This window comes from Exiguobacterium sp. s21 (assembly GCF_018617975.1).
GTDB lineage: Bacteria > Bacillota > Bacilli > Exiguobacteriales > Exiguobacteriaceae > Exiguobacterium > Exiguobacterium mexicanum_A.
Genome location: NZ_JACSLF010000015.1, coordinates 14,905 through 35,486, shown reverse-complemented (window position 1 = coordinate 35,486; position 20,582 = coordinate 14,905). Strand labels below are relative to the sequence as shown.

23 protein-coding genes are annotated in these 20,582 nt (G+C 48.5%); all 23 read left to right on the top strand.

The features are described from left to right. The 23 genes from rplL to rplE all read left to right on the top strand — a co-directional run bounded on the left by rplL (position 1) and on the right by rplE (position 20,582). The gene (gene rplL / locus KNP06_RS13905; RefSeq protein ID WP_024372175.1) at positions 1 to 366 is read left to right on the top strand and encodes a 50S ribosomal protein L7/L12; all 366 of its coding nucleotides are present in this window, start codon (positions 1 to 3) and stop codon (positions 364 to 366) included. Positions 367 to 451: 85 nt separating this feature from the next. Continuing rightward, complete coding sequence (locus KNP06_RS13900; protein ID WP_034781715.1) at positions 452 to 1,048, top strand: class I SAM-dependent methyltransferase; 597 nt, start codon at positions 452 to 454, stop codon at positions 1,046 to 1,048. A gap of 193 nt (positions 1,049 to 1,241) precedes the next feature. Next, a complete protein-coding gene (gene rpoB, locus KNP06_RS13895) occupies positions 1,242 to 4,790 on the top strand; it encodes a DNA-directed RNA polymerase subunit beta (RefSeq protein WP_214789434.1) in 3,549 nt (1,182 codons plus the stop codon). Between the two features lie 22 nt (positions 4,791 to 4,812). Then, entirely contained in the window at positions 4,813 to 8,412 is a 3,600-nt protein-coding gene (gene rpoC, locus KNP06_RS13890) for a DNA-directed RNA polymerase subunit beta' (protein ID WP_214789420.1), read from the top strand. A 288-nt stretch (positions 8,413 to 8,700) separates the two neighbouring features. Next, positions 8,701 to 9,123 carry a 30S ribosomal protein S12 gene (gene rpsL, locus KNP06_RS13885; RefSeq protein ID WP_012727683.1) on the top strand — a complete coding sequence of 141 codons (423 nt, stop codon included), beginning with the start codon at positions 8,701 to 8,703 and terminating at the stop codon, positions 9,121 to 9,123. Positions 9,124 to 9,171: 48 nt separating this feature from the next. After that, the gene (gene rpsG, locus KNP06_RS13880) at positions 9,172 to 9,639 is read left to right on the top strand and encodes a 30S ribosomal protein S7 (RefSeq protein WP_021066600.1); all 468 of its coding nucleotides are present in this window, start codon (positions 9,172 to 9,174) and stop codon (positions 9,637 to 9,639) included. Positions 9,640 to 9,755: 116 nt separating this feature from the next. Beyond that, positions 9,756 to 11,834 carry an elongation factor G gene (gene fusA / locus KNP06_RS13875; protein WP_214755078.1) on the top strand — a complete coding sequence of 693 codons (2,079 nt, stop codon included), beginning with the start codon at positions 9,756 to 9,758 and terminating at the stop codon, positions 11,832 to 11,834. Positions 11,835 to 11,949: 115 nt separating this feature from the next. Beyond that, positions 11,950 to 13,137, top strand: a complete 1,188-nt coding sequence (gene tuf, locus KNP06_RS13870) for an elongation factor Tu (RefSeq protein WP_131437953.1) — start codon at positions 11,950 to 11,952, stop codon at positions 13,135 to 13,137. A 110-nt stretch (positions 13,138 to 13,247) separates the two neighbouring features. Continuing rightward, positions 13,248 to 13,757 carry a nucleotidyltransferase family protein gene (locus tag KNP06_RS13865; RefSeq protein ID WP_214789417.1) on the top strand — a complete coding sequence of 170 codons (510 nt, stop codon included), beginning with the start codon at positions 13,248 to 13,250 and terminating at the stop codon, positions 13,755 to 13,757. Positions 13,758 to 14,135: 378 nt separating this feature from the next. Then, the gene (gene rpsJ, locus KNP06_RS13860) at positions 14,136 to 14,444 is read left to right on the top strand and encodes a 30S ribosomal protein S10 (protein WP_012727678.1); all 309 of its coding nucleotides are present in this window, start codon (positions 14,136 to 14,138) and stop codon (positions 14,442 to 14,444) included. Between the two features lie 61 nt (positions 14,445 to 14,505). Continuing rightward, positions 14,506 to 15,132, top strand: a complete 627-nt coding sequence (rplC, locus tag KNP06_RS13855) for a 50S ribosomal protein L3 (RefSeq protein ID WP_034781707.1) — start codon at positions 14,506 to 14,508, stop codon at positions 15,130 to 15,132. Between the two features lie 28 nt (positions 15,133 to 15,160). Beyond that, a complete protein-coding gene (gene rplD, locus KNP06_RS13850; protein ID WP_034781706.1) occupies positions 15,161 to 15,784 on the top strand; it encodes a 50S ribosomal protein L4 in 624 nt (207 codons plus the stop codon). After that, complete coding sequence (gene rplW, locus KNP06_RS13845) at positions 15,784 to 16,065, top strand: 50S ribosomal protein L23 (protein ID WP_034781704.1); 282 nt, start codon at positions 15,784 to 15,786, stop codon at positions 16,063 to 16,065. The genes rplD and rplW overlap by 1 nt, the downstream gene beginning before the upstream one ends. A 34-nt stretch (positions 16,066 to 16,099) precedes the next feature. Then, on the top strand, positions 16,100 to 16,930 hold the full coding sequence (gene rplB / locus KNP06_RS13840) for a 50S ribosomal protein L2 (RefSeq protein ID WP_034781701.1): 831 nt from the start codon (positions 16,100 to 16,102) through the stop codon (positions 16,928 to 16,930). 66 nt (positions 16,931 to 16,996) lie between these two features. Next, a complete protein-coding gene (rpsS, locus tag KNP06_RS13835) occupies positions 16,997 to 17,272 on the top strand; it encodes a 30S ribosomal protein S19 (protein WP_012727673.1) in 276 nt (91 codons plus the stop codon). A gap of 20 nt (positions 17,273 to 17,292) precedes the next feature. Continuing rightward, positions 17,293 to 17,625: a 50S ribosomal protein L22 gene (gene rplV, locus KNP06_RS13830; protein WP_034781699.1), complete on the top strand. Its 333-nt coding sequence runs from the start codon at positions 17,293 to 17,295 to the stop codon at positions 17,623 to 17,625. Between the two features lie 13 nt (positions 17,626 to 17,638). Beyond that, positions 17,639 to 18,298 (top strand): 30S ribosomal protein S3, encoded by a 660-nt coding sequence (gene rpsC, locus KNP06_RS13825; protein ID WP_128124031.1) that lies wholly within the window; start codon positions 17,639 to 17,641, stop codon positions 18,296 to 18,298. Between the two features lie 32 nt (positions 18,299 to 18,330). Then, positions 18,331 to 18,768, top strand: a complete 438-nt coding sequence (gene rplP, locus KNP06_RS13820; protein ID WP_016508922.1) for a 50S ribosomal protein L16 — start codon at positions 18,331 to 18,333, stop codon at positions 18,766 to 18,768. After that, the gene (rpmC, locus tag KNP06_RS13815; protein WP_012727669.1) at positions 18,755 to 18,958 is read left to right on the top strand and encodes a 50S ribosomal protein L29; all 204 of its coding nucleotides are present in this window, start codon (positions 18,755 to 18,757) and stop codon (positions 18,956 to 18,958) included. The genes rplP and rpmC overlap by 14 nt, the downstream gene beginning before the upstream one ends. Before the next feature lie 33 nt (positions 18,959 to 18,991). Beyond that, positions 18,992 to 19,252, top strand: coding sequence for a 30S ribosomal protein S17 (gene rpsQ, locus KNP06_RS13810; RefSeq protein ID WP_021066611.1), 261 nt, complete (start codon positions 18,992 to 18,994; stop codon positions 19,250 to 19,252). 43 nt (positions 19,253 to 19,295) lie between these two features. Then, positions 19,296 to 19,664, top strand: a complete 369-nt coding sequence (gene rplN / locus KNP06_RS13805; protein WP_012727667.1) for a 50S ribosomal protein L14 — start codon at positions 19,296 to 19,298, stop codon at positions 19,662 to 19,664. A gap of 37 nt (positions 19,665 to 19,701) precedes the next feature. Next, complete coding sequence (rplX, locus tag KNP06_RS13800) at positions 19,702 to 20,010, top strand: 50S ribosomal protein L24 (protein WP_021066612.1); 309 nt, start codon at positions 19,702 to 19,704, stop codon at positions 20,008 to 20,010. A gap of 32 nt (positions 20,011 to 20,042) precedes the next feature. After that, positions 20,043 to 20,582, top strand: a complete 540-nt coding sequence (gene rplE, locus KNP06_RS13795) for a 50S ribosomal protein L5 (RefSeq protein WP_016508927.1) — start codon at positions 20,043 to 20,045, stop codon at positions 20,580 to 20,582.

Here is a 20,582-nt window from a genome sequence, read left to right as displayed (position 1 = left end):
ATGGCTTTCAACAAAGAGCAATTCATCGAAGACCTCAAATCAATGACGGTTCTCGAACTTAACGAACTCGTAAAAACAATCGAAGAAGAATTCGGCGTATCAGCAGCAGCTCCAGTAGCAGTTGCAGGTGCAGGCGCAGCAGCAGCTGAAGAGCAAACTGAATTCGACGTAATCCTCACAAACGCTGGCGCTGGTAAAATCAACGTCATCAAAGCAGTTCGTGAACTTACAGGCCTCGGTCTTAAAGAAGCGAAAGCACTCGTTGACGGAACTCCGGCTCCAGTCAAAGAAGGCGTTTCTAAAGAAGACGCAGACGCAGTCAAAGCTAAGCTTGAAGAAGCTGGCGCAACTGTCGAAGTTAAGTAATCCAACTTTTACTTCACAACCTATAGAAGCTCGCTATGGCGAGCTTCTTTTATTTCCTTGAAGAGTGGGTTAGGAGGTTCAATGCATGGGAGATCATTACTATACGAACGACCCTAGTTCGAAAAGTGCCCCTGAGACATGGACGTACGAGTTGCGAGGGAAGACATATCGCTTCACCTCGGACCGCGGCGTGTTCTCGAAAGGATCGGTCGATTTTGGGTCACGTCTCTTAATCGAATCATTTGAAGTGCCTGACGTCGAAGGGCGCATTTTAGATGTGGGCTGTGGCTACGGTCCGATGGGGATCTCGCTTGCCGACGCCTCTGGGCGTGAAGCACTCCTCGTCGACGTGAACGAGCGAGCGCTTGCCTTGTCAGAGCAAAACGCCGCCCAGAACGGAGTGACGATCGAGACGCGGCTCAGCCACGCTTACGACGCGGTCGGTGACGAACAGTTCGCCGCAATCGTGACCAATCCGCCAATTCGGGCCGGAAAGCAAGTGGTCCACACGATTCTGCGAGGCGCGCATGCGCATCTCGTCGTAGGTGGAGCGCTCTATGTCGTCATCCAAAAGAAACAAGGAGCGCCTTCTGCCAAGAAGTTGCTTGAAGATGTGTTTGGTCAAGTCGAGACGGTTGTGAAAGAAAAAGGCTATTTCATTTTCCGAGCAATTCGCTCTTGACAAACGGTGAAGTCTTGTTGACTCGCTATAACGTATATGCTAACATTATAAAATGCCATTGGAATGGAATTCGCCTTGAACTGCCGCGTTTGCCGCTTTTTAGACGCGGAAAAGAGACGACATTCAATGACAATGTTCGATTATTACGCCCGAAAAATTCGATAGAGAATTGGGGGTCTGAGAGGTGAATCAGTTGACTGGTCAACTTGTTCAGTACGGTCGTCACCGTCAGAGAAGAAGCTTTGCCCGTATCAGTGAGGTATTAGAGCTTCCGAATTTGATTGAAATTCAAACTGCTTCTTACGAGTGGTTCTTACGTGAAGGATTGAAAGAGATGTTTACGGACATTTCGCCAATCTCCGACTTCACTGGAAACCTTGTGCTCGAGTTCATCGATTATTCGCTCAGTGAGCCGAAGTATTCGATTGATGAATCGAAGGAGCGAGACGTTACTTACTCTGCGCCATTGCGCGTAAAAGTACGTCTACAAAACAAAGAAACAGGTGAGCTCAAAGAACAAGAAGTGTTCATGGGAGATTTCCCACTCATGACAGAATCGGGAACATTTATCATTAACGGTGCAGAACGCGTTATCGTTTCCCAGCTTGTTCGTTCGCCGAGCGTTTATTACAACGCCAAACTCGATAAAAACGGTAAGCGTGGTTTCGGTGCGACAGTCATTCCGAACCGCGGTGCATGGCTCGAACTTGAGACAGATGCCAAAGATATCGTTTACGTTCGTATCGACCGTACCCGTAAGATCCCGGTAACGGTGTTGTTGCGTGCCCTCGGATTCGGTACGGACCAAGAGATTATCGACCTTCTCGGGGATGATGAATATCTTCGCAATACCCTTGAAAAAGATAATACAGAATCAACAGAAAAAGCGTTGATCGAAATTTACGAACGTCTCCGCCCTGGTGAACCACCAACGGTTGAGAACGCGAAGTCACTTCTCGTATCTCGTTTCTTCGACCCAAAACGTTACGACCTTGCAAACGTCGGTCGCTACAAGATGAACAAAAAACTTCATCTTAAAAACCGTCTCTTCGGTCAAAAATTGGCCGAGACGCTCGTTGACCCAGAAACAGGCGAAGTCATCGCTGAAGCTGGAACAATCCTCGATCGTCGCAACCTTGACCGCGTTCTTCCACATTTGGAAAACGGCCTCGGTTATATGGATGCTGAGCCGACAGGCGGCGTCGCTGAAGGTGAACCGTTCGGTCTTCAATCGATCAAAGTTATCTCACCAGATGACCCAGATGGAGAGCGTATCTTGAACATTATCGGTAACGGCAGTATCGACCGCAGCGTGAAACACATCACGCCGGCTGATATCATCGCATCGATCAACTACTTCTTTAACTTGCTACACGAAGTCGGAACAACAGATGACATCGACCACCTAGGAAACCGTCGTCTTCGTTCAGTCGGAGAACTTCTCCAAAACCAATTCCGGATTGGGCTTTCTCGTATGGAACGTGTTGTTAAAGAGCGGATGTCGATTCAAGATCAAAATGCGATCACACCACAGGCACTCATCAACATTCGCCCGGTAATCGCGTCGCTAAAAGAGTTCTTTGGTAGCTCGCAGTTGTCACAGTTCATGGACCAAACAAACCCGCTCGCAGAGCTCACGCACAAGCGTCGTCTCTCTGCACTTGGACCGGGTGGTTTGACACGTGAGCGTGCCGGTTTCGAAGTTCGAGATGTTCACTATTCGCACTACGGTCGGATGTGTCCAATCGAAACACCAGAAGGACCGAACATCGGTCTCATCAACTCGCTTTCGTCTTATGCGAAAGTAAACGAGTACGGCTTCATCGAAGCACCGTACCGTCGAGTCGACCCAGAAACAGGTCTCGTCACGAACGAGATTCAATATATGACGGCGGATGAAGAAGATCTCTACGTCGTCGCCCAGGCGAACATGCCGCTCACAGAAGAAGGCGGTTTCGCCAACGAACAAGTCCTTTGCCGTTTCCGCGGACAAAACTTGTCAGTTGAGCCGAACCGAGTCGATTACATGGACGTTTCGCCGAAACAGGTTGTTTCTGCCGCGACGGCATGTATCCCGTTCCTCGAGAACGATGACTCGAACCGTGCCCTCATGGGAGCGAACATGCAACGTCAAGCTGTACCGCTTCTCCAACCTGATTCACCGATTATCGGTACTGGTATGGAGTACGTGTCAGCGAAAGACTCTGGAGCCGCGATTATCGCGAAATTCCCAGGTGTCGTCGAGCGTGTCACAGCGCGCGAAATCTTGGTCCGCCGCACGTCTGACGTGAACGGTTCTGAGGTGTCGGGTGACCTTGACCGCTACAAACTTCAAAAGTATGTCCGTTCGAACCAAGGGACATGCTACAACCAGAAGCCGATCATCGCTGCTGGCGACCGTGTCGAAAAAGGAGAAATCCTTGCTGACGGTCCATCGATGGATATGGGTGAGCTCGCGCTCGGCCGTAACGTCGTTGTCGCCTTCATGACATGGGACGGTTACAACTATGAGGATGCGATCATCATGAGTGAGCGTCTCGTGAAAGATGACGTGTACACATCGATTCATATCGAAGAGTACGAGTCAGAATCACGCGACACGAAACTCGGACCTGAGGAAATCACACGTGATATTCCAAACGTCGGCGATGACGCGCTTCGCAACTTGGACGATCGTGGAATCATCCGCATCGGTGCGGAAGTCAAGGATGGCGATATCCTCGTCGGTAAAGTAACGCCTAAAGGCGTGACTGAATTGACGGCGGAAGAGCGTCTCTTGCACGCGATCTTCGGTGAGAAAGCACGTGAAGTCCGTGATACGTCACTCCGTGTACCAAACGGCGGCGACGGTATCATCTTGGACGTCAAAGTGTTCGATCGTGAAAATGGTGACGAACTCTCACCAGGCGTGAACCAAATGGTTCGTGTCTACATCGTTCAAAAACGTAAGATTCACGAAGGGGATAAGATGGCGGGACGTCACGGTAACAAAGGTGTTATCTCGCGGATCCTCCCTGAAGAAGACATGCCATACATGCCGGACGGCACACCGATTGACATCATGCTTAACCCACTAGGTGTACCATCACGGATGAACATCGGTCAGGTACTCGAACTCCACCTTGGAATGGCGGCTAAAAAGCTCGGCATCAAAGTGGCGACACCTGTATTCGATGGTGCGCGTGAGGAAGACGTATGGGCAACGATTGAAGAAGCTGGAATGGACAAAGATGCCAAGACTCGTCTCTATGACGGTCGTACTGGTGAAGCGTTCGATAACCGCGTCTCGGTCGGTGTCATGTATATGATCAAACTCGCGCACATGGTTGATGATAAACTTCACGCTCGTTCGACAGGACCATACTCGCTCGTCACACAACAACCGCTCGGTGGTAAAGCACAGTTCGGTGGACAGCGTTTCGGTGAGATGGAAGTATGGGCACTTGAAGCGTACGGCGCAGCCTACACGCTCCAAGAGATCCTTACAATCAAGTCGGATGACACGGTTGGCCGTGTGAAAGCATACGAGGCCATCGTGAAAGGTGAGAGCGTTCCGAAAGCGGGCGTTCCTGAGTCGTTCCGCGTCTTGATCAAAGAGCTCCAAGCGCTCGGTATGGAAGTCAAGATGATGTCTGCGGACGATGAAGAAGTTGAAATGAAAGATGAAGATGACGACAACATCCCGAACGCAACATCGGCGTTAGAACAAGTCGTTCAACCGACTGTTACGGAAGAGGAATAAGGCGAAAAGGGAGGTCGGCCCCTTGGTAGATGTTAATCGATTTGAATATATGAAAATCGGCTTGGCTTCACCTGAGAAGATCCGTTCGTGGTCTTACGGGGAAGTCAAAAAGCCGGAAACGATCAACTATCGTACACTCAAACCAGAGAAGGACGGATTGTTCTGTGAACGAATCTTCGGTCCTACGAAAGACTGGGAATGTTACTGCGGAAAGTACAAACGGATCCGTTATAAAGGAGTCATTTGTGACCGCTGTGGCGTTGAAGTGACGAAAGCGAAAGTGCGTCGCGAGCGTATGGGCCATATCGAGCTCGCGGCACCAGTTTCGCACATCTGGTACTTCAAAGGGATTCCAAGCCGAATGGGGCTTGTTCTCGACATGTCACCACGTGCACTCGAAGAAGTGATCTACTTCGCGTCGTACGTCGTGACGGAGCCAGGTGACACTCCGCTCGAGAAGAAACAACTTCTCTCGGAAAAAGAATATCGTCTCTACCGTGAAAAATACGGTAGTGACTTCAAAGCAGACATGGGTGCGGAAGCGATCCGGAAACTCCTTCAAGACGTACAACTCGAGAAGGAAGTAGGAGAACTCCGCGAAGAATTGAAGACAGTTCAAGGTCAGCGTCGTACACGTGCGATTAAACGCCTTGAAGTGCTCGATGCATTCTTCACATCAGGCAATGATCCAGATTGGATGATCCTCGAAGTACTTCCTGTCATTCCGCCTGAGCTTCGCCCGATGGTGCAGCTCGACGGTGGACGCTTTGCGACATCTGACTTGAACGATCTATATCGTCGAGTCATCAACCGTAACAACCGTCTCAAACGTTTGCTCGACCTCGGCGCGCCGAACATCATCGTGCAAAACGAGAAGCGTATGCTTCAAGAAGCGGTTGACGCCCTCATCGACAATGGTCGTCGTGGTCGTCCGGTAACAGGTCCAGGTAACCGTCCATTGAAATCACTTTCACACATGTTGAAAGGAAAACAAGGTCGTTTCCGTCAAAACCTTCTTGGTAAACGGGTCGACTATTCAGGACGTTCAGTTATCGTCGTTGGACCGAACTTGAAGATGTACCAGTGTGGTCTCCCGAAAGAGATGGCGCTTGAACTCTTCAAACCGTTCGTGATGAAAGAACTTGTCGGTCGCGGCATTGCTTCGAACATCAAGAACGCCAAACGTAAGATTGAGAAGATGCAACCAGAAATCTGGGGCGTCCTCGAAGAAGTCATTCGTGAGCACCCGGTTCTCTTGAACCGTGCCCCTACGCTTCACCGCCTAGGGATTCAAGCTTTCGAACCGATTCTCGTCGAGGGTCGTGCGATTCGTCTTCACCCGCTCGTATGTACGGCCTACAACGCCGACTTCGATGGTGACCAAATGGCGGTCCACGTACCACTTTCTGCCGAAGCGCAAGCCGAAGCTCGTCTTCTTATGCTCGCGGCGCAAAACATCTTGAACCCGAAAGATGGAAAACCAGTCGTTACACCATCGCAGGATATGGTCCTCGGTAACTACTACATCTCGCTTGAACGCGACGATGCCATCGGACAAGGGAAAGTGTTGTCGAACGTGAACGAAGCGCTCATTGCGTATCAAAATGGCTACGTCCACTTGCATACACGTGTGGCTCTTCCGGCACGGACGCTCAACAACCCGACGTTCACAGATGAGCAAAACGAGAAATTGTTGATCACAACGGTCGGTAAGATGATCTTTAACGAGATTTTACCGAACACGTTCCCATACTTGAACGAACCGACGATGGAAAACTTGCAGGAAGCAACGCCTGATAAGTACTTCATCGACAAAGGTGCCAACGTGGCGGAAGAAATTGCCTCACGTCCACTCATCGAACCGTTCAAAAAAGGATTCCTTGGAAAAGTCATCGCGGAAGTGTTCCAGAAGTTTGAAACGACTGAAACAAGCCGCATGCTTGACCGGATGAAAGATCTCGGCTTCAAACACTCGACGAAAGCCGGTGTGACGGTCGGAATCGCTGATATCATCGTTCTTCCGGACAAACAAGAAATTCTCGATGAAGCGCAAGCCCAAGTCGATCAAATCATGAAGTCATTCCGCCGCGGTCTCATCACTGAAGATGAGCGTTACGAGCGCGTTGTACGCTCTTGGAACGAAGCGAAAGATGAGATTCAATCACGATTGATGAAATCCCTCAATCGCTTGAACCCAATCTTCATGATGTCTGACTCAGGTGCCCGTGGTAACGCGTCCAACTTCACGCAGCTCGCAGGGATGCGTGGTTTGATGGCCGCTCCATCTGGCCGCATCATCGAACTTCCGATCAAATCTTCATTCCGTGAAGGTCTGACGGTACAGGAATACTTCATCTCGACACACGGTGCGCGTAAAGGTCTTGCCGATACAGCCCTTAAGACGGCTGACTCAGGTTACTTGACACGTCGTCTCGTTGACGTAGCCCAAGATGTCATCATCCGTGAAGAAGATTGTGGAACGGACCGCGGTATCCGCGTCGCCGCTCTCCGCGAAGGCACGGAAGAAATCGAAAACTTGTATGACCGCCTCGTCGGCCGTACAGCGTTCGAGACAGTGGCACATCCGAAAACGGGTGAAGTCATGGTCGAGAAGAACCAATTGATTACCGAAGATCTCGCTCGCGACATCGTCGACGCTGGAATCGAACGAGTTGAAATCCGGACAGCCTTTACATGTAACACGTCACACGGCGTATGTAAAAAATGTTACGGCCGCAACTTGGCGACTGGCTCGAACGTTGAAGTCGGCGAAGCTGTCGGAATCATCGCCGCGCAATCAATCGGTGAGCCAGGAACGCAGCTTACAATGCGTACCTTCCACACAGGTGGGGTAGCCGGAGATGATATCACACAAGGTCTTCCGCGTATCCAAGAGGTGTTTGAGGCTCGTAACCCGAAAGGGCAAGCGGTCATCTCGGAAATCCCGGGTACGGTCATCGATTTCACAGAATCGCGTGACAAACGTGAACTCACGGTCGAAGGACTTAGCGAGACACGTACGTACACGATTCCGTTTGGAGCACGTCTTCGTGTTCAAATCGGAGATACGGTAGAAGCTGGGGAAGTCTTCACGGAAGGTTCGATCGATCCGAAAGAATTGCTCGCCGTCCGTGGTGTATCTGGCGTACAAAACTACCTTCTCCAAGAAGTACAAAAAGTTTACCGGATGCAAGGGGTAGAGATCGGCGACAAACACGTCGAAGTTATGGTTCGCCAAATGCTTCGCCGCGTCAAAGTCATCGAGTCTGGTGATACGCCGCTCCTCCCTGGTTCGCTCGTCGACATCAGCGTCTTCAAAGAAGCATGTAAAGATGCGCTCCGCGAAGGCAAGAGCCCGGCAACAGCGAAACCGGTCCTTCTCGGAATCACGAAAGCGTCGCTTGAGACAGATTCGTTCCTCTCGGCCGCTTCGTTCCAAGAAACAACTCGTGTGTTGACAGATGCTGCCATCAAAGGCAAGCGCGACTATCTTCTCGGACTCAAAGAGAACGTCATCATCGGGAAACTCGTTCCAGCTGGTACTGGGATGCCGGTTTACCGCGATGTACAGCTCAAAGAAGATGAGACGAAAGCCGTCCTCGAAGACACGACTGTAGAATAAAAACGTCTTGACAGCATAGGTTGGCGGTGCTACTATGATTTAGTGCCGCCAATCGGTTGTTGTCGATGACAACGGTGTCCAGCAGTCGGCAAGCTACTCGGACGTCACCCGATCTTTCTTCGGAAAGGTTTGGCTGCTATTATTGCCACTTTCAAGGTATAACTCACGTTTTTGCGAGGTCATGGAATGCCTACGCCTCGTAAAAGCGTTTCGTTATGACCTTAAATGAACCACCCGGGTCGGTGGGTCTAGAAAATAGCATAATTCAGGAAGGGAGGATCTTCAAAGATGCCTACTATCAACCAGTTAGTCCGTAAAGGACGTAAATCGAAAGTCGTTAAATCTGACTCTCCAGCACTTAACAAAGGTTACAACAGTTTCATCAAGTCACAAACTAACGTGAGCTCGCCACAGAAACGTGGTGTTTGTACACGTGTTGGTACAATGACTCCGAAGAAACCGAACTCGGCATTACGTAAGTATGCTCGTGTTCGTTTGACTAACCAAATCGAAGTGACTGCGTACATTCCAGGTATTGGCCACAACCTTCAAGAGCACAGCGTTGTTCTTATCCGTGGAGGACGTGTAAAAGACTTACCAGGGGTACGTTACCACATCGTTCGTGGTGCGCTTGACACTGCAGGTGTTGACGGACGTATGCAAGGCCGTTCTAAATACGGTACGAAACGTCCGAAAGCTGCGAAGAAGTAATTCTCGCAAAACTAAAAACTACTGAAATTTTGAAAGGAGGGTACTCGGATGCGTAAAAACCGTGCAGAACGTCGTGACGTTATCGCAGATCCGATCTACAACTCGAAATTGGTAACTCGCCTCATTAACCGTGTCATGTTAGACGGTAAAAAAGGTACAGCTCAAACTATCATTTACAACGCATTTGGCCTCATCGCTGAACGCTCAGGCAAAGAGCCTATGGAAGTGTTCGAAGAAGCAATGAACAACATCATGCCTGTACTTGAAGTTAAAGCTCGCCGTGTTGGTGGAGCAAACTACCAAGTTCCTGTTGAAGTTCGTCCAGAGCGCCGTACGACACTTGGTCTTCGTTACCTCGTGAACTACGCTCGTCTCCGCAACGAGAAAACGATGGAGCAACGTATCGCGAATGAAATCATGGATGCAGCCAATAACACTGGTGCGTCTGTTAAGAAACGCGAAGACATGCATAAGATGGCAGAAGCGAACAAAGCGTTTGCTCACTATCGTTGGTAAGTTAAACGTAAAGACCACTCCACGTCACCAAGCGGTGGCTTAATGGAGTGGCTTTCGGGTATAATCATATCGTGTGCCAGCACACGAAAAACACATGCGGAAGGAGAATACCCAGTATGGCAAGAGAATTCTCCCTAAAGAATACTCGTAACATCGGGATCATGGCTCACATCGATGCCGGTAAGACGACAACAACTGAACGTATTCTTTATTACACGGGTCGTATCCATAAAATTGGTGAAACTCATGAAGGAGCTTCACAAATGGACTGGATGGAGCAGGAGCAAGAGCGTGGAATCACGATCACTTCTGCTGCGACAACTGCACAGTGGAATGGCCACCGTGTAAACATCATCGATACACCTGGACACGTAGACTTCACGGTTGAAGTTGAACGTTCACTCCGTGTACTTGATGGCGCAGTTGCAGTACTTGACGCTCAGTCAGGTGTTGAACCACAAACAGAAACTGTATGGCGTCAAGCGACGACTTACGGTGTTCCACGTGTCGTATTCGTCAACAAGATGGATAAGATCGGTGCGGACTTCTTGTACTCGGTGAAAACACTTCACGAGCGCTTGCATGCAAATGCACACCCAATCCAACTTCCAATCGGTGCGGAAGACGAATTCAAAGGAATCGTCGACCTCGTCGAAATGAAGACGTACATGTACTCGAACGACCTCGGTACTGACATCGAAGTAACAGATGGCTTCCCAGCTGACATGGCTGACCAAGCTGAAGAACTTCGCGGTCAATTGATCGAAGCGGTCGCAGACTACAACGAAGAGTTGATGATGAAATACCTCGAAGGCGAAGAGATCTCAATCGACGAACTCAAAGCTGGTATTCGTAAAGCAACACTCAGCGTAGAATTCTACCCTGTACTCGTTGGTTCGGCCTTCAAAAACAAAGGTGTTCAATTGATGTTGAACGCTGTTGTTGATTACCTCCCATCACCAGTTGATGTTGAGTCAATCAAAGGGATCAACCTCGACACAGAAGAAGAAATCACGCGTGAGCCTTCAGATGACGCGCCGTTCTCGGCACTTGCGTTCAAAGTCATGACGGATCCTTACGTCGGTAAATTGACGTTCTTCCGTGTGTACTCTGGTACAGCACAAGCTGGTTCGTATGTGAAGAACTCGACTAAAGGCAAGCGTGAGCGCCTCGGTCGTATCCTTCAAATGCACGCGAACAGCCGTGAAGAGATTCCAATGGTATACGCTGGTGACATCGCCGCGGCTGTTGGTCTCAAAGATACTACGACTGGTGATACACTTTGCTCAGAGAAAGACAACGTCGTTCTCGAGTCAATGACATTCCCAGAACCAGTTATCTCGGTCGCTATCGAGCCTAAATCGAAAGCTGACCAAGACAAGATGGGTCAAGCCCTCGCGAAACTCGCAGAAGAGGATCCAACTTTCCGCACTGAAACAAACCAAGAGACTGGTCAAACGATCATCTCTGGTATGGGTGAGCTTCACCTTGATATCCTCGTTGACCGTATGCGTCGCGAATTCAAAGTAGAAGCAAACGTCGGTGCACCACAAGTTGCTTACCGTGAGACAATCCGTGGCGCTGCGAAGATCGATTCGAAATTCGTACGTCAATCTGGTGGACGCGGTCAGTACGGTCACGTTGTCGTAGAATTCGAGCCGAACGAAGAAGGCGCTGGATTCGCATTCGAGAACAAGATCGTCGGTGGTGTTGTACCACGTGAATACGTCCCAGCTGTTCAAAACGGGATTGAAGAAGCTCTCGAAAACGGTATCCTCGCTGGTTACCCAGTAGTTGACGTTAAAGCTGCCCTCGTCTTCGGATCGTACCACGATGTCGACTCGAACGAGATGGCGTTTAAAGTTGCTGCTTCGATGGCGGTTAAACAACTTAAGGAGCAAGCGAAAGCTGTTATCCTTGAGCCAATGATGCGTGTTGAAGTTGTCATCCCAGAAGAATACTTGGGAGACATCATGGGTGACGTCACGTCACGCCGTGGACGCGTAGAAGGTATGGAAGCACGCGGTAACGCTCAAGTCGTTAAAGCAATGGTTCCACTTTCAGAAATGTTTGGCTATGCGACATCGCTTCGTTCACGTACGCAAGGACGCGGAACGTACTCGATGCACTTCGATCACTACGAAGAAGTACCGAAGTCAATCGCAGAAGAAATCATCAAAAAAGCGAACGGCTAATAACGGTTGTAACGCTTAATTGATTGTTGTAAGCTAAGGAGGACGTATGTTAAAAGTAGCCTACGTCTTCCTAGTTAAATAAAAAACTAATTGTCTAATAGAGGAGGAATCTAGAATGGGTAAAGAAAAATTCGACCGTTCTAAACCGCACGTTAACGTTGGTACAATCGGCCACGTCGACCACGGTAAAACAACTTTGACTGCAGCGATCTCAGCTGTACTTTCAAAAGCACAAGGGAAAACAGCTACAAAGTTTGACGCAATCGATGGTGCTCCTGAAGAGCGTGAGCGCGGTATCACAATCGCAACAGCTCACATCGAGTACGAAACAGAAAAACGCCACTATGCACACGTTGACTGCCCAGGTCACGCTGACTATGTTAAAAACATGATCACTGGTGCTGCACAAATGGACGGCGCGATCCTCGTTGTTTCGGCAACTGATGGCCCAATGCCACAAACACGTGAGCACATCCTTCTTTCACGTCAAGTAGGTGTTCCTTTCATCGTCGTATTCATGAACAAAGTTGACATGGTTGACGACGAAGAACTCCTTGAGCTCGTTGAAATGGAAATCCGTGAACTTCTTTCTGAATATGACTTCCCAGGCGACGACCTCCCTGTAATCAAAGGTTCAGCACTTGGCGCGCTTAACGGCGAAGCTCAGTGGGAAGAAAAAATCATGGAACTCATGAACGCAGTTGATGAGTACATCCCTGAGCCAGTTCGTGACACGGACAAAGAATTCATGATGCCAGTTGAGGACGTATTCTCAATCACTGGTCGCGGTACTGTAGCGACTGGTCGTGTTGAGCGTGGTGTTCTCCGCGTCAACGACGAAGTTGAAATCGTTGGTCTTACAGAAGAAACTAAGAAAACTGTATGTACTGGTGTAGAGATGTTCCGTAAGCTTCTCGACTACGCTGAAGCTGGCGACAACATCGGTGCTCTTCTCCGTGGTGTATCACGTGAAGACATCGAGCGTGGACAAGTACTTGCTAAGCCAGGTTCAATCACGCCGCACTCAAAATTCAAAGCTTCAATCTACGTTCTTTCTAAAGAAGAGGGTGGCCGTCACACGCCATTCTTCGCGAACTACCGTCCGCAGTTCTACTTCCGTACAACTGACGTAACAGGTATCGTTCACCTTCCAGAAGGTACTGAAATGGTAATGCCAGGAGACAACATCGAGTTGACGATCGAATTGATTTCTACAATCGCGATCGAAGACGGAACACGTTTCTCAATCCGTGAGGGTGGCCGTACAGTAGGCGCTGGTTCAGTAACTGAAATCATCGAGTAATCGATTGATTCACTGACCTTTCAAGCAGTCCGCATTTTGCGGGCTGCTTTTTTGTTTTGTGGCAAGACGTGGTAAGATGGGACATATGTCGAACGAAAGGGGAGACGAAGATGGAGAAGCAAGTCGAAACGTTATGTCGGCTGAACGGGATCGCGTGTCGGTTCGGTGGGTCGACGTTACTGAAGCATCATGGGCTAATTGAAACGGCGAACGACTTGGATGTGTTTGTCGAACCGGATCAATTCGAGCGAGTCGATCAAGTACTGAGCCGTGCTGGAAAGAAAGTCGAGTCGACGCCTCATCCAGATTACGTGACGACCTATTTTGGCGAATATGAGTTCGAGGGCGGAGACATTGATGTGATGGCCAGCTTTCGGATGAAGTGCACCGATGGGATCTATACACATCCATATATTGAACCGGTCGGCAGTTGGATGCATCTCGAAGAGTGGGTCGTACTGTATACGGTAATGAACCGTATCGATCAGCTTGAACGGTTAAGCCAATACTTCGAGACTCATCCAATGAATGAAACGATCGTCCAAACCTGCTTGAAACGAGCCCCAGCCTCGGTTATCGAATCCGTCACGGAACGCTTCGGATCACGTATGAAACGCTAGGTAGAGTTGGCATGGCGGTTCTTGTAACAAATAGTTCAACAAAAGAAGGAAAATAGCTTGCAAATGGGTTCGAATCTTGTTACATTAGTGAACGTTGAACAACTCATCAGACATCCGGCGCAATTTAAAAATCAAATCTTGCATTTCATATGTAGATTCGATATAATGATTAAGTGTTTGTGCGAGTGGTGAGAGACTTTACAGCAGAAATCGGGTCCAATCGTTGATTTGCAATGATCGGATACCTCTGCTGACACAAGCACGCTGCGATGAAGCGGGAGGTTATGACACGCCAGGCAGCTTTGCCATGGCCGGTGTGGAAATTTCCGCGGAGAACTGTCTATTTTTAAAAATAGGCGACAAAGGAGGGAAACTTACATGGCAAATGAAAAAATCCGTATTCGTTTAAAAGCATACGACCATCGCGTACTCGATCAATCAGCTGAGAAAATCGTTGATACTGCGAAGCGTTCAGGTGCAAAGGTTTCGGGACCAATCCCGCTTCCAACTGAAAAATCGATCTACACGATCCTTCGTGCGGTTCACAAGTACAAAGATGCTCGTGAGCAGTTCGAGATGCGTACACACAAACGCTTGATCGACATCGTTAACCCAACACCAAAAACGGTTGATGCGCTTATGCGCCTCGAATTACCATCAGGTGTTGACATCGAAATCAAACTTTAATTCTTCATATAGTAGATACTAGCCAGAAGAGACAATAATTATTAAACAGGAGGTGTATCTCATGGCTAAAGGAATCTTAGGAACAAAACTTGGTATGACTCAAATCTTCAACGAAGCAGGCGAAGTCGTACCGGTAACAGTAGTTGCTGTCGAAGGGAACGTTGTGCTTCAACTTAAAACAGTTGAAACAGACGGTTACGAAGCAGTTCAACTCGGTTTCGGCGACATCAAAGAATCACGTCAAAACAAACCGGCAAAAGGTCACGCTGCGAAAGCAAACGCGACACCTAAGCGCTTCATGAAAGAGATTCGTACTTCAGTAGAAGGATACGAAATCGGTCAAGAGATCAAGGCGGACATTTTCGCTGCAGGTGAATTAGTAGACGTAACAGGTACATCGAAAGGTAAAGGATTCCAAGGTGCGATCAAGCGTCACGGACAATCACGTGGACCAATGGCTCACGGTTCGCGCTACCACCGTCGTCCTGGTTCGATGGGTCCTGTAGCTCCTAACCGCGTATTTAAAGGGAAGCTTCTTCCTGGTCAAATGGGTGGCGAGCGTAAAACGATTCAAAACCTTGAAGTTGTCAAAGTTGACGCGGAACGCGGCCTTGTACTCGTTAAAGGCGCAATCCCAGGCGCTCGCAAGTCGAACGTCATCATCAAAACAGCGGTAAAAGGTAACTAATTAACTGCACGGAAAGGAGGAATTACGAATGCCTAAAGTAGCTTTGCTTAACCAAACAGGTTCACAAGTTGGCGAGATCGAATTGGCAGAAGCCATTTTTGGTATCGAGCCTAACGACTCAGTACTTTACGACGCGATCGTCATGCAACAAGCATCACGCCGTCAAGGTACTCACGATACGAAAGGTCGCTCGGAAGTACGCGGTGGCGGCCGTAAACCATGGAAACAAAAGGGAACTGGTCGTGCGCGCCAAGGTTCTATCCGCTCACCACAATGGGTTGGTGGTGGTACAGTCTTCGGTCCAACACCACGTTCATACTCTTACAAGCTTCCTAAAAAAGTTCGTCGTTTAGCACTTCTCTCGGCACTTTCGTCGAAAGTGAAAAACAACGAAATGATCGTCCTCGAAGGCCTTGCTTTCGATGCACCAAAAACAAAAGACATGGCTGCTGTATTGAACAGCTTGTCAGTAGAACGTAAGGCTCTTGTAGTCACAGCGGACTACAATGAGACTATCGCTCTCGCAGCTCGTAACATCCCAGGAGTGACTGTGATCGAGGCAGCAGGCGTTAACGTTCTTGACCTCGTTGCTAACGACAAAGTCATCTTCACTAAAGATGCGGTTGCGAAGGTAGAGGAGGTGCTTGCATAATGGCTCAAGCATACGATATCATCAAACGTCCTATCATCACTGAGCGTTCTGTTAGCCTCATGGAAGCTAACAAATACGTTTTCGAGATCGACGTTAAAGCGACTAAATCGCAAGTGAAGTACGCTATCGAAACAATCTTCAATGTGAAAGTTGCTTCGGTAAACACAATGAACATGAAACCGAAAGCGAAACGTGTCGGTCGTCACTCTGGTTACACAGCTCGTCGTAAAAAAGCGATCGTAACCCTTGCTGAAGGCAACACAATCGACTTCCTCGGTTAATTTACTACCTTAAAAGAAAAGGAGGGAATCCTCGATGGCAATTAAAAAGTTTAAGCCGACCACTAACGGTCGCCGTAACATGACATCTCTCGACTTTGCAGAGATCACAACGAACCGTCCTGAAAAATCGTTAACTGAAAAGCTTTCGAAAAAAGGCGGTCGTAACAACCAAGGTCGTTTGACTGTTCGTCACCAAGGTGGCGGGCACAAACGCAAATACCGTATCATCGATTTCAAACGTAACAAAGATGGCATCGTCGGACGCGTTGCTACGATCGAATACGATCCAAACCGTTCAGCGAACATCGCCCTCATCAACTATGCAGATGGTGAGAAACGTTACATCCTCGCTCCTAAGGGCATCAAAGTAGGCATGGAAATCATGTCTGGTCCTGAGGCGGATATCAAAGTGGGGAACGCTCTTCCACTCGTGAACATCCCTGTCGGTACTACTATCCACAACATCGAGCTTAAGCCTGGTAAGGGCGGTCAGCTTGTTCGTGCGGCTGGTGCATCGGCACAAATCCAAGGACGTGACGGCAAGTACGTCATCGTTCGTCTTCAATCAGGTGAATCACGCTTGTTCCTCGGCACTTGCCGCGCGACAGTCGGTTCAGTTGGTAACGAAGAACACGAACTCGTAAACATCGGTAAAGCAGGACGTTCACGTTGGTTAGGCAAACGCCCAACAGTACGTGGTTCTGTAATGAACCCGGTTGATCACCCACACGGTGGTGGTGAAGGTCGTGCGCCTATCGGTCGTTCGGGCCCACTTACTCCTTGGGGTAAACCAGCTCTTGGTCTTAAAACTCGTAAGAAAAACAAATCGAGCGACATGTACATTCTTCGTCGTCGCAAGAAATAATTACTACATGATTCTCGGGCGGTTCGAAAGAGCCGTTCCCGAATCATTCCAAAGGGAGGTTCTATCATGGGTCGCAGCTTGAAAAAAGGTCCATTCGCAGATCACCATTTGCTCGCTAAAGTTGACAAACTCAACGAATCTGGTGAGAAGCAAGTCATCAAAACTTGGTCACGTCGCTCGACAATCTTCCCAGAATTCATGGGTCACACGTTCGGTGTACACGATGGTCGTAAACACGTACCAGTATTCGTGACAGAAGACATGGTCGGTCACAAACTTGGTGAATTCGCTCCAACACGCACGTACAAAGGTCACGGATCAGACAAGAAAACGAAACGGTAATTTGAGGGGAGGTCAAATCCATGCAAGCTAAAGCATCAGCTAATATGGTCCGTCTTGCTCCTCGCAAAGCACGTCTCGTTGTAGACTTAATTCGCGGGAAACAAGTCGGCGAAGCGCTCTCTGTCCTTGCTCACACGAACAAGGCAGCGTCGCCAATCGTTGAAAAAGTATTGAAGTCAGCGATTGCAAACGCAGAGCACAACTACGATATGAATATTGAGAACCTTGTGGTGTCGGAAATCTACGTCAACGAAGGTCCAACACTCAAACGCTTCCGCCCACGTGCGATGGGTCGCGCAAGCCGTATTAACAAACGCACAAGCCACATCCACATCGTGGTAACTGAGAAATAAGGAGGGATATGTAGTGGGTCAAAAGGTAAATCCGCACGGTCTTCGCGTTGGTATTATCAAAGACTGGGATTCGCGTTGGTACGCTGAGAAAGACTACGCAGATCTCCTTCATGAAGACTTCGTTATTCGTGAATACATCGAAAACAAAATGAAGGATGCTAGTATTTCTAAAGTAGAAATCGAACGCGCTGCAAATCGCGTGAACATTTCGCTTCACACTGCGAAACCAGGTATGGTTATCGGTAAGGGTGGTTCGGAAATCGAGTCACTCCGCAAAAACATCATCAAGCTTGCTGAAGGCAAACGTGTTCACATCAACGTTGTTGAAGTGAAAAACGCGGACGCTGTCGCTAAACTTGTTGCTGAAAACATCGCTCGTCAATTGGAAGGCCGTGTGTCATTCCGTCGTGCAATGAAACAATCAATCCAACGTTCGATGCGCACTGGCATCAAAGGGATCAAAACAGAAGTTTCTGGTCGTCTTGGTGGCGCTGACATCGCTCGTTCAGAGAAGTACTCAGAAGGAACAGTTCCACTTCACACACTCCGTGCCGATATCGATTACGGAACAGCTGAAGCTGACACAACTTATGGTAAAATCGGAGTTAAAGTCTGGTTGTACCATGGTGAAGTTCTTCCAACAAAAAACAACACAGCTAAAAACGCTGAATAATAAACACTCTTTCAGGAAGGAGGCAACACACTATGTTGTTACCTAAACGCGTGAAATATCGTCGTGTACACCGTGGTAAAATGCGCGGAAATGCAAAACGCGGCACAACAGTACATTTCGGTGAATTCGGTCTCCAATCGCTCGAAGCGAGCTGGATCACAAACCGTCAAATCGAATCAGCACGTATCGCAATGACACGTTATATGAAACGTGGTGGTAAAGTGTGGATCAAGATCTTCCCACACAAGCCATACACGAAAAAGCCTCTCGAAGTCCGAATGGGTTCGGGTAAAGGTGCTCCAGAAGGCTGGGTAGCTGTAGTTAAGCCTGGCAAAGTAATGTTCGAAATCGCGGGTGTATCTGAGGAAGTTGCACGTGAGGCACTTCGTCTTGCAGCGCACAAACTTCCAGTGAAATGTAAGTTCGTGAAACGTGAAGAAAATGGTGGTGATACGAATGAAAGCAACTGATCTCCGTCAATCAACAACTGAAGAGCTCAACGGTAAAGTAGGCGAATGGAAAGAAGAACTCTTTAACCTTCGTTTCCAATTAGCTACAGGTCAGCTTGAGAATCCTGCTCGTATCCGTGAAGTACGCAAGTCGATTGCGCGTGCTAAAACGATTCTTCGTGAACGCGAACTCGGCATCAACAACGGCTAATCTAATCGGATTCTTTAAGAGGAGGTAACACTCATGGAACGCAATAAGCGTAAAGTACTCACTGGACGCGTCGTGTCTGACAAAATGGACAAAACGATCGTCGTTGCAGTTGAAACAAAAGTACGTCATAAGCTTTATGGCAAACGTGTAAACTACACGAAGAAATTTAAAGCGCACGATGAGAACAATGTCGCTAAAATCGGCGATGTCGTCCGCATCGCGGAAACACGTCCGCTTTCTAAAGACAAACGTTTCCGTCTCGTAACAGTAGTAGAAGAATCAGTAATCATCTAATAACAGTTCGGATCTATAAACATCCGGAGGGAGGTACACTCGCATGATTCAACAAGAATCTCGCTTGAAAGTAGCAGACAACTCTGGCGCGCGTGAACTGTTGACAATTAAAGTCCTCGGTGGTTCAGGTCGTAAGACTGCCAACATCGGTGACATCATCGTCGCGACGGTAAAACAAGCAACACCAGGTGGCGTTGTTAAAAAAGGTGACGTTGTCAGAGCAGTTGTCGTTCGTACAAAACGCGGCGCTCGTCGTAAAGATGGTTCGTACATCCGTTTCGATGAGAACGCAGCAGTCATCATCAAAGATGACAAGAGCCCACGCGGCACTCGGATCTTCGGGCCAGTTGCACGTGAACTTCGTGAAAAAGAATTCATGAAGATCGTTTCGTTGGCACCGGAAGTACTTTAATTTCCAATTTCAATCCTATAAGGAGGTGCGCAAAACGATGCATGTTAAAAAAGGCGATACAGTCCAGGTAATGTCTGGTAAAGATAAAGGCAAGCAAGGGGTTATCCTCAAAGCTATGCCAAGCAAGAACCGCGTAGTCGTAGAAGGTATCAACGTGATTAAAAAACACTCGAAACCATCACAAGCGAATCCACAAGGCGGTATCCTTGAAATCGAAGCACCAATTCACGTCTCGAACGTCATGCCACTCGACCCTAAAACGGGCAAACCGACTCGCGTTGGTTTCAAAGTAGTCGATGGTAAAAAAGTTCGTGTCGCGAAATCGGGCGAAGTACTCGATAAATAAGAAGAACGTGACGAAAGGAGGTCCATTCGACTATGAACCGTTTGCAAGAGAAGTATAAAAGCGACATCGTGAAAGCGATGATGGATAAATTCAACTATGACTCAGTCATGCAAGTCCCACAGGTCGACAAGATCGTCATCAACATGGGTGTAGGTGACGCTGTTTCGAACTCGAAGGCTCTTGACATGGCAGTGGAAGAATTATCAATTCTTTCTGGTCAAAAACCACTCGTAACGAAGGCTAAGAAATCAATCGCTGGTTTCAAACTTCGTGAAGGCATGCCAATCGGTGCGAAGGTTACTCTTCGTGGCGAGCGTATGTACGATTTCCTCGACAAATTGGTAACTGTTTCACTTCCACGTGTACGTGACTTCCGCGGTGTATCGAAGAAAGCATTCGACGGACGCGGTAACTACACGCTTGGTGTGAAAGAGCAACTTATTTTCCCTGAGATCGATTACGATAAAGTAACGAAAGTACGCGGTATGGACATCGTTGTTGTTACAACAGCGAACACAGACGAAGAAGCTCGTGAATTGCTCACACTTCTCGGAATGCCATTCCAAAAATAA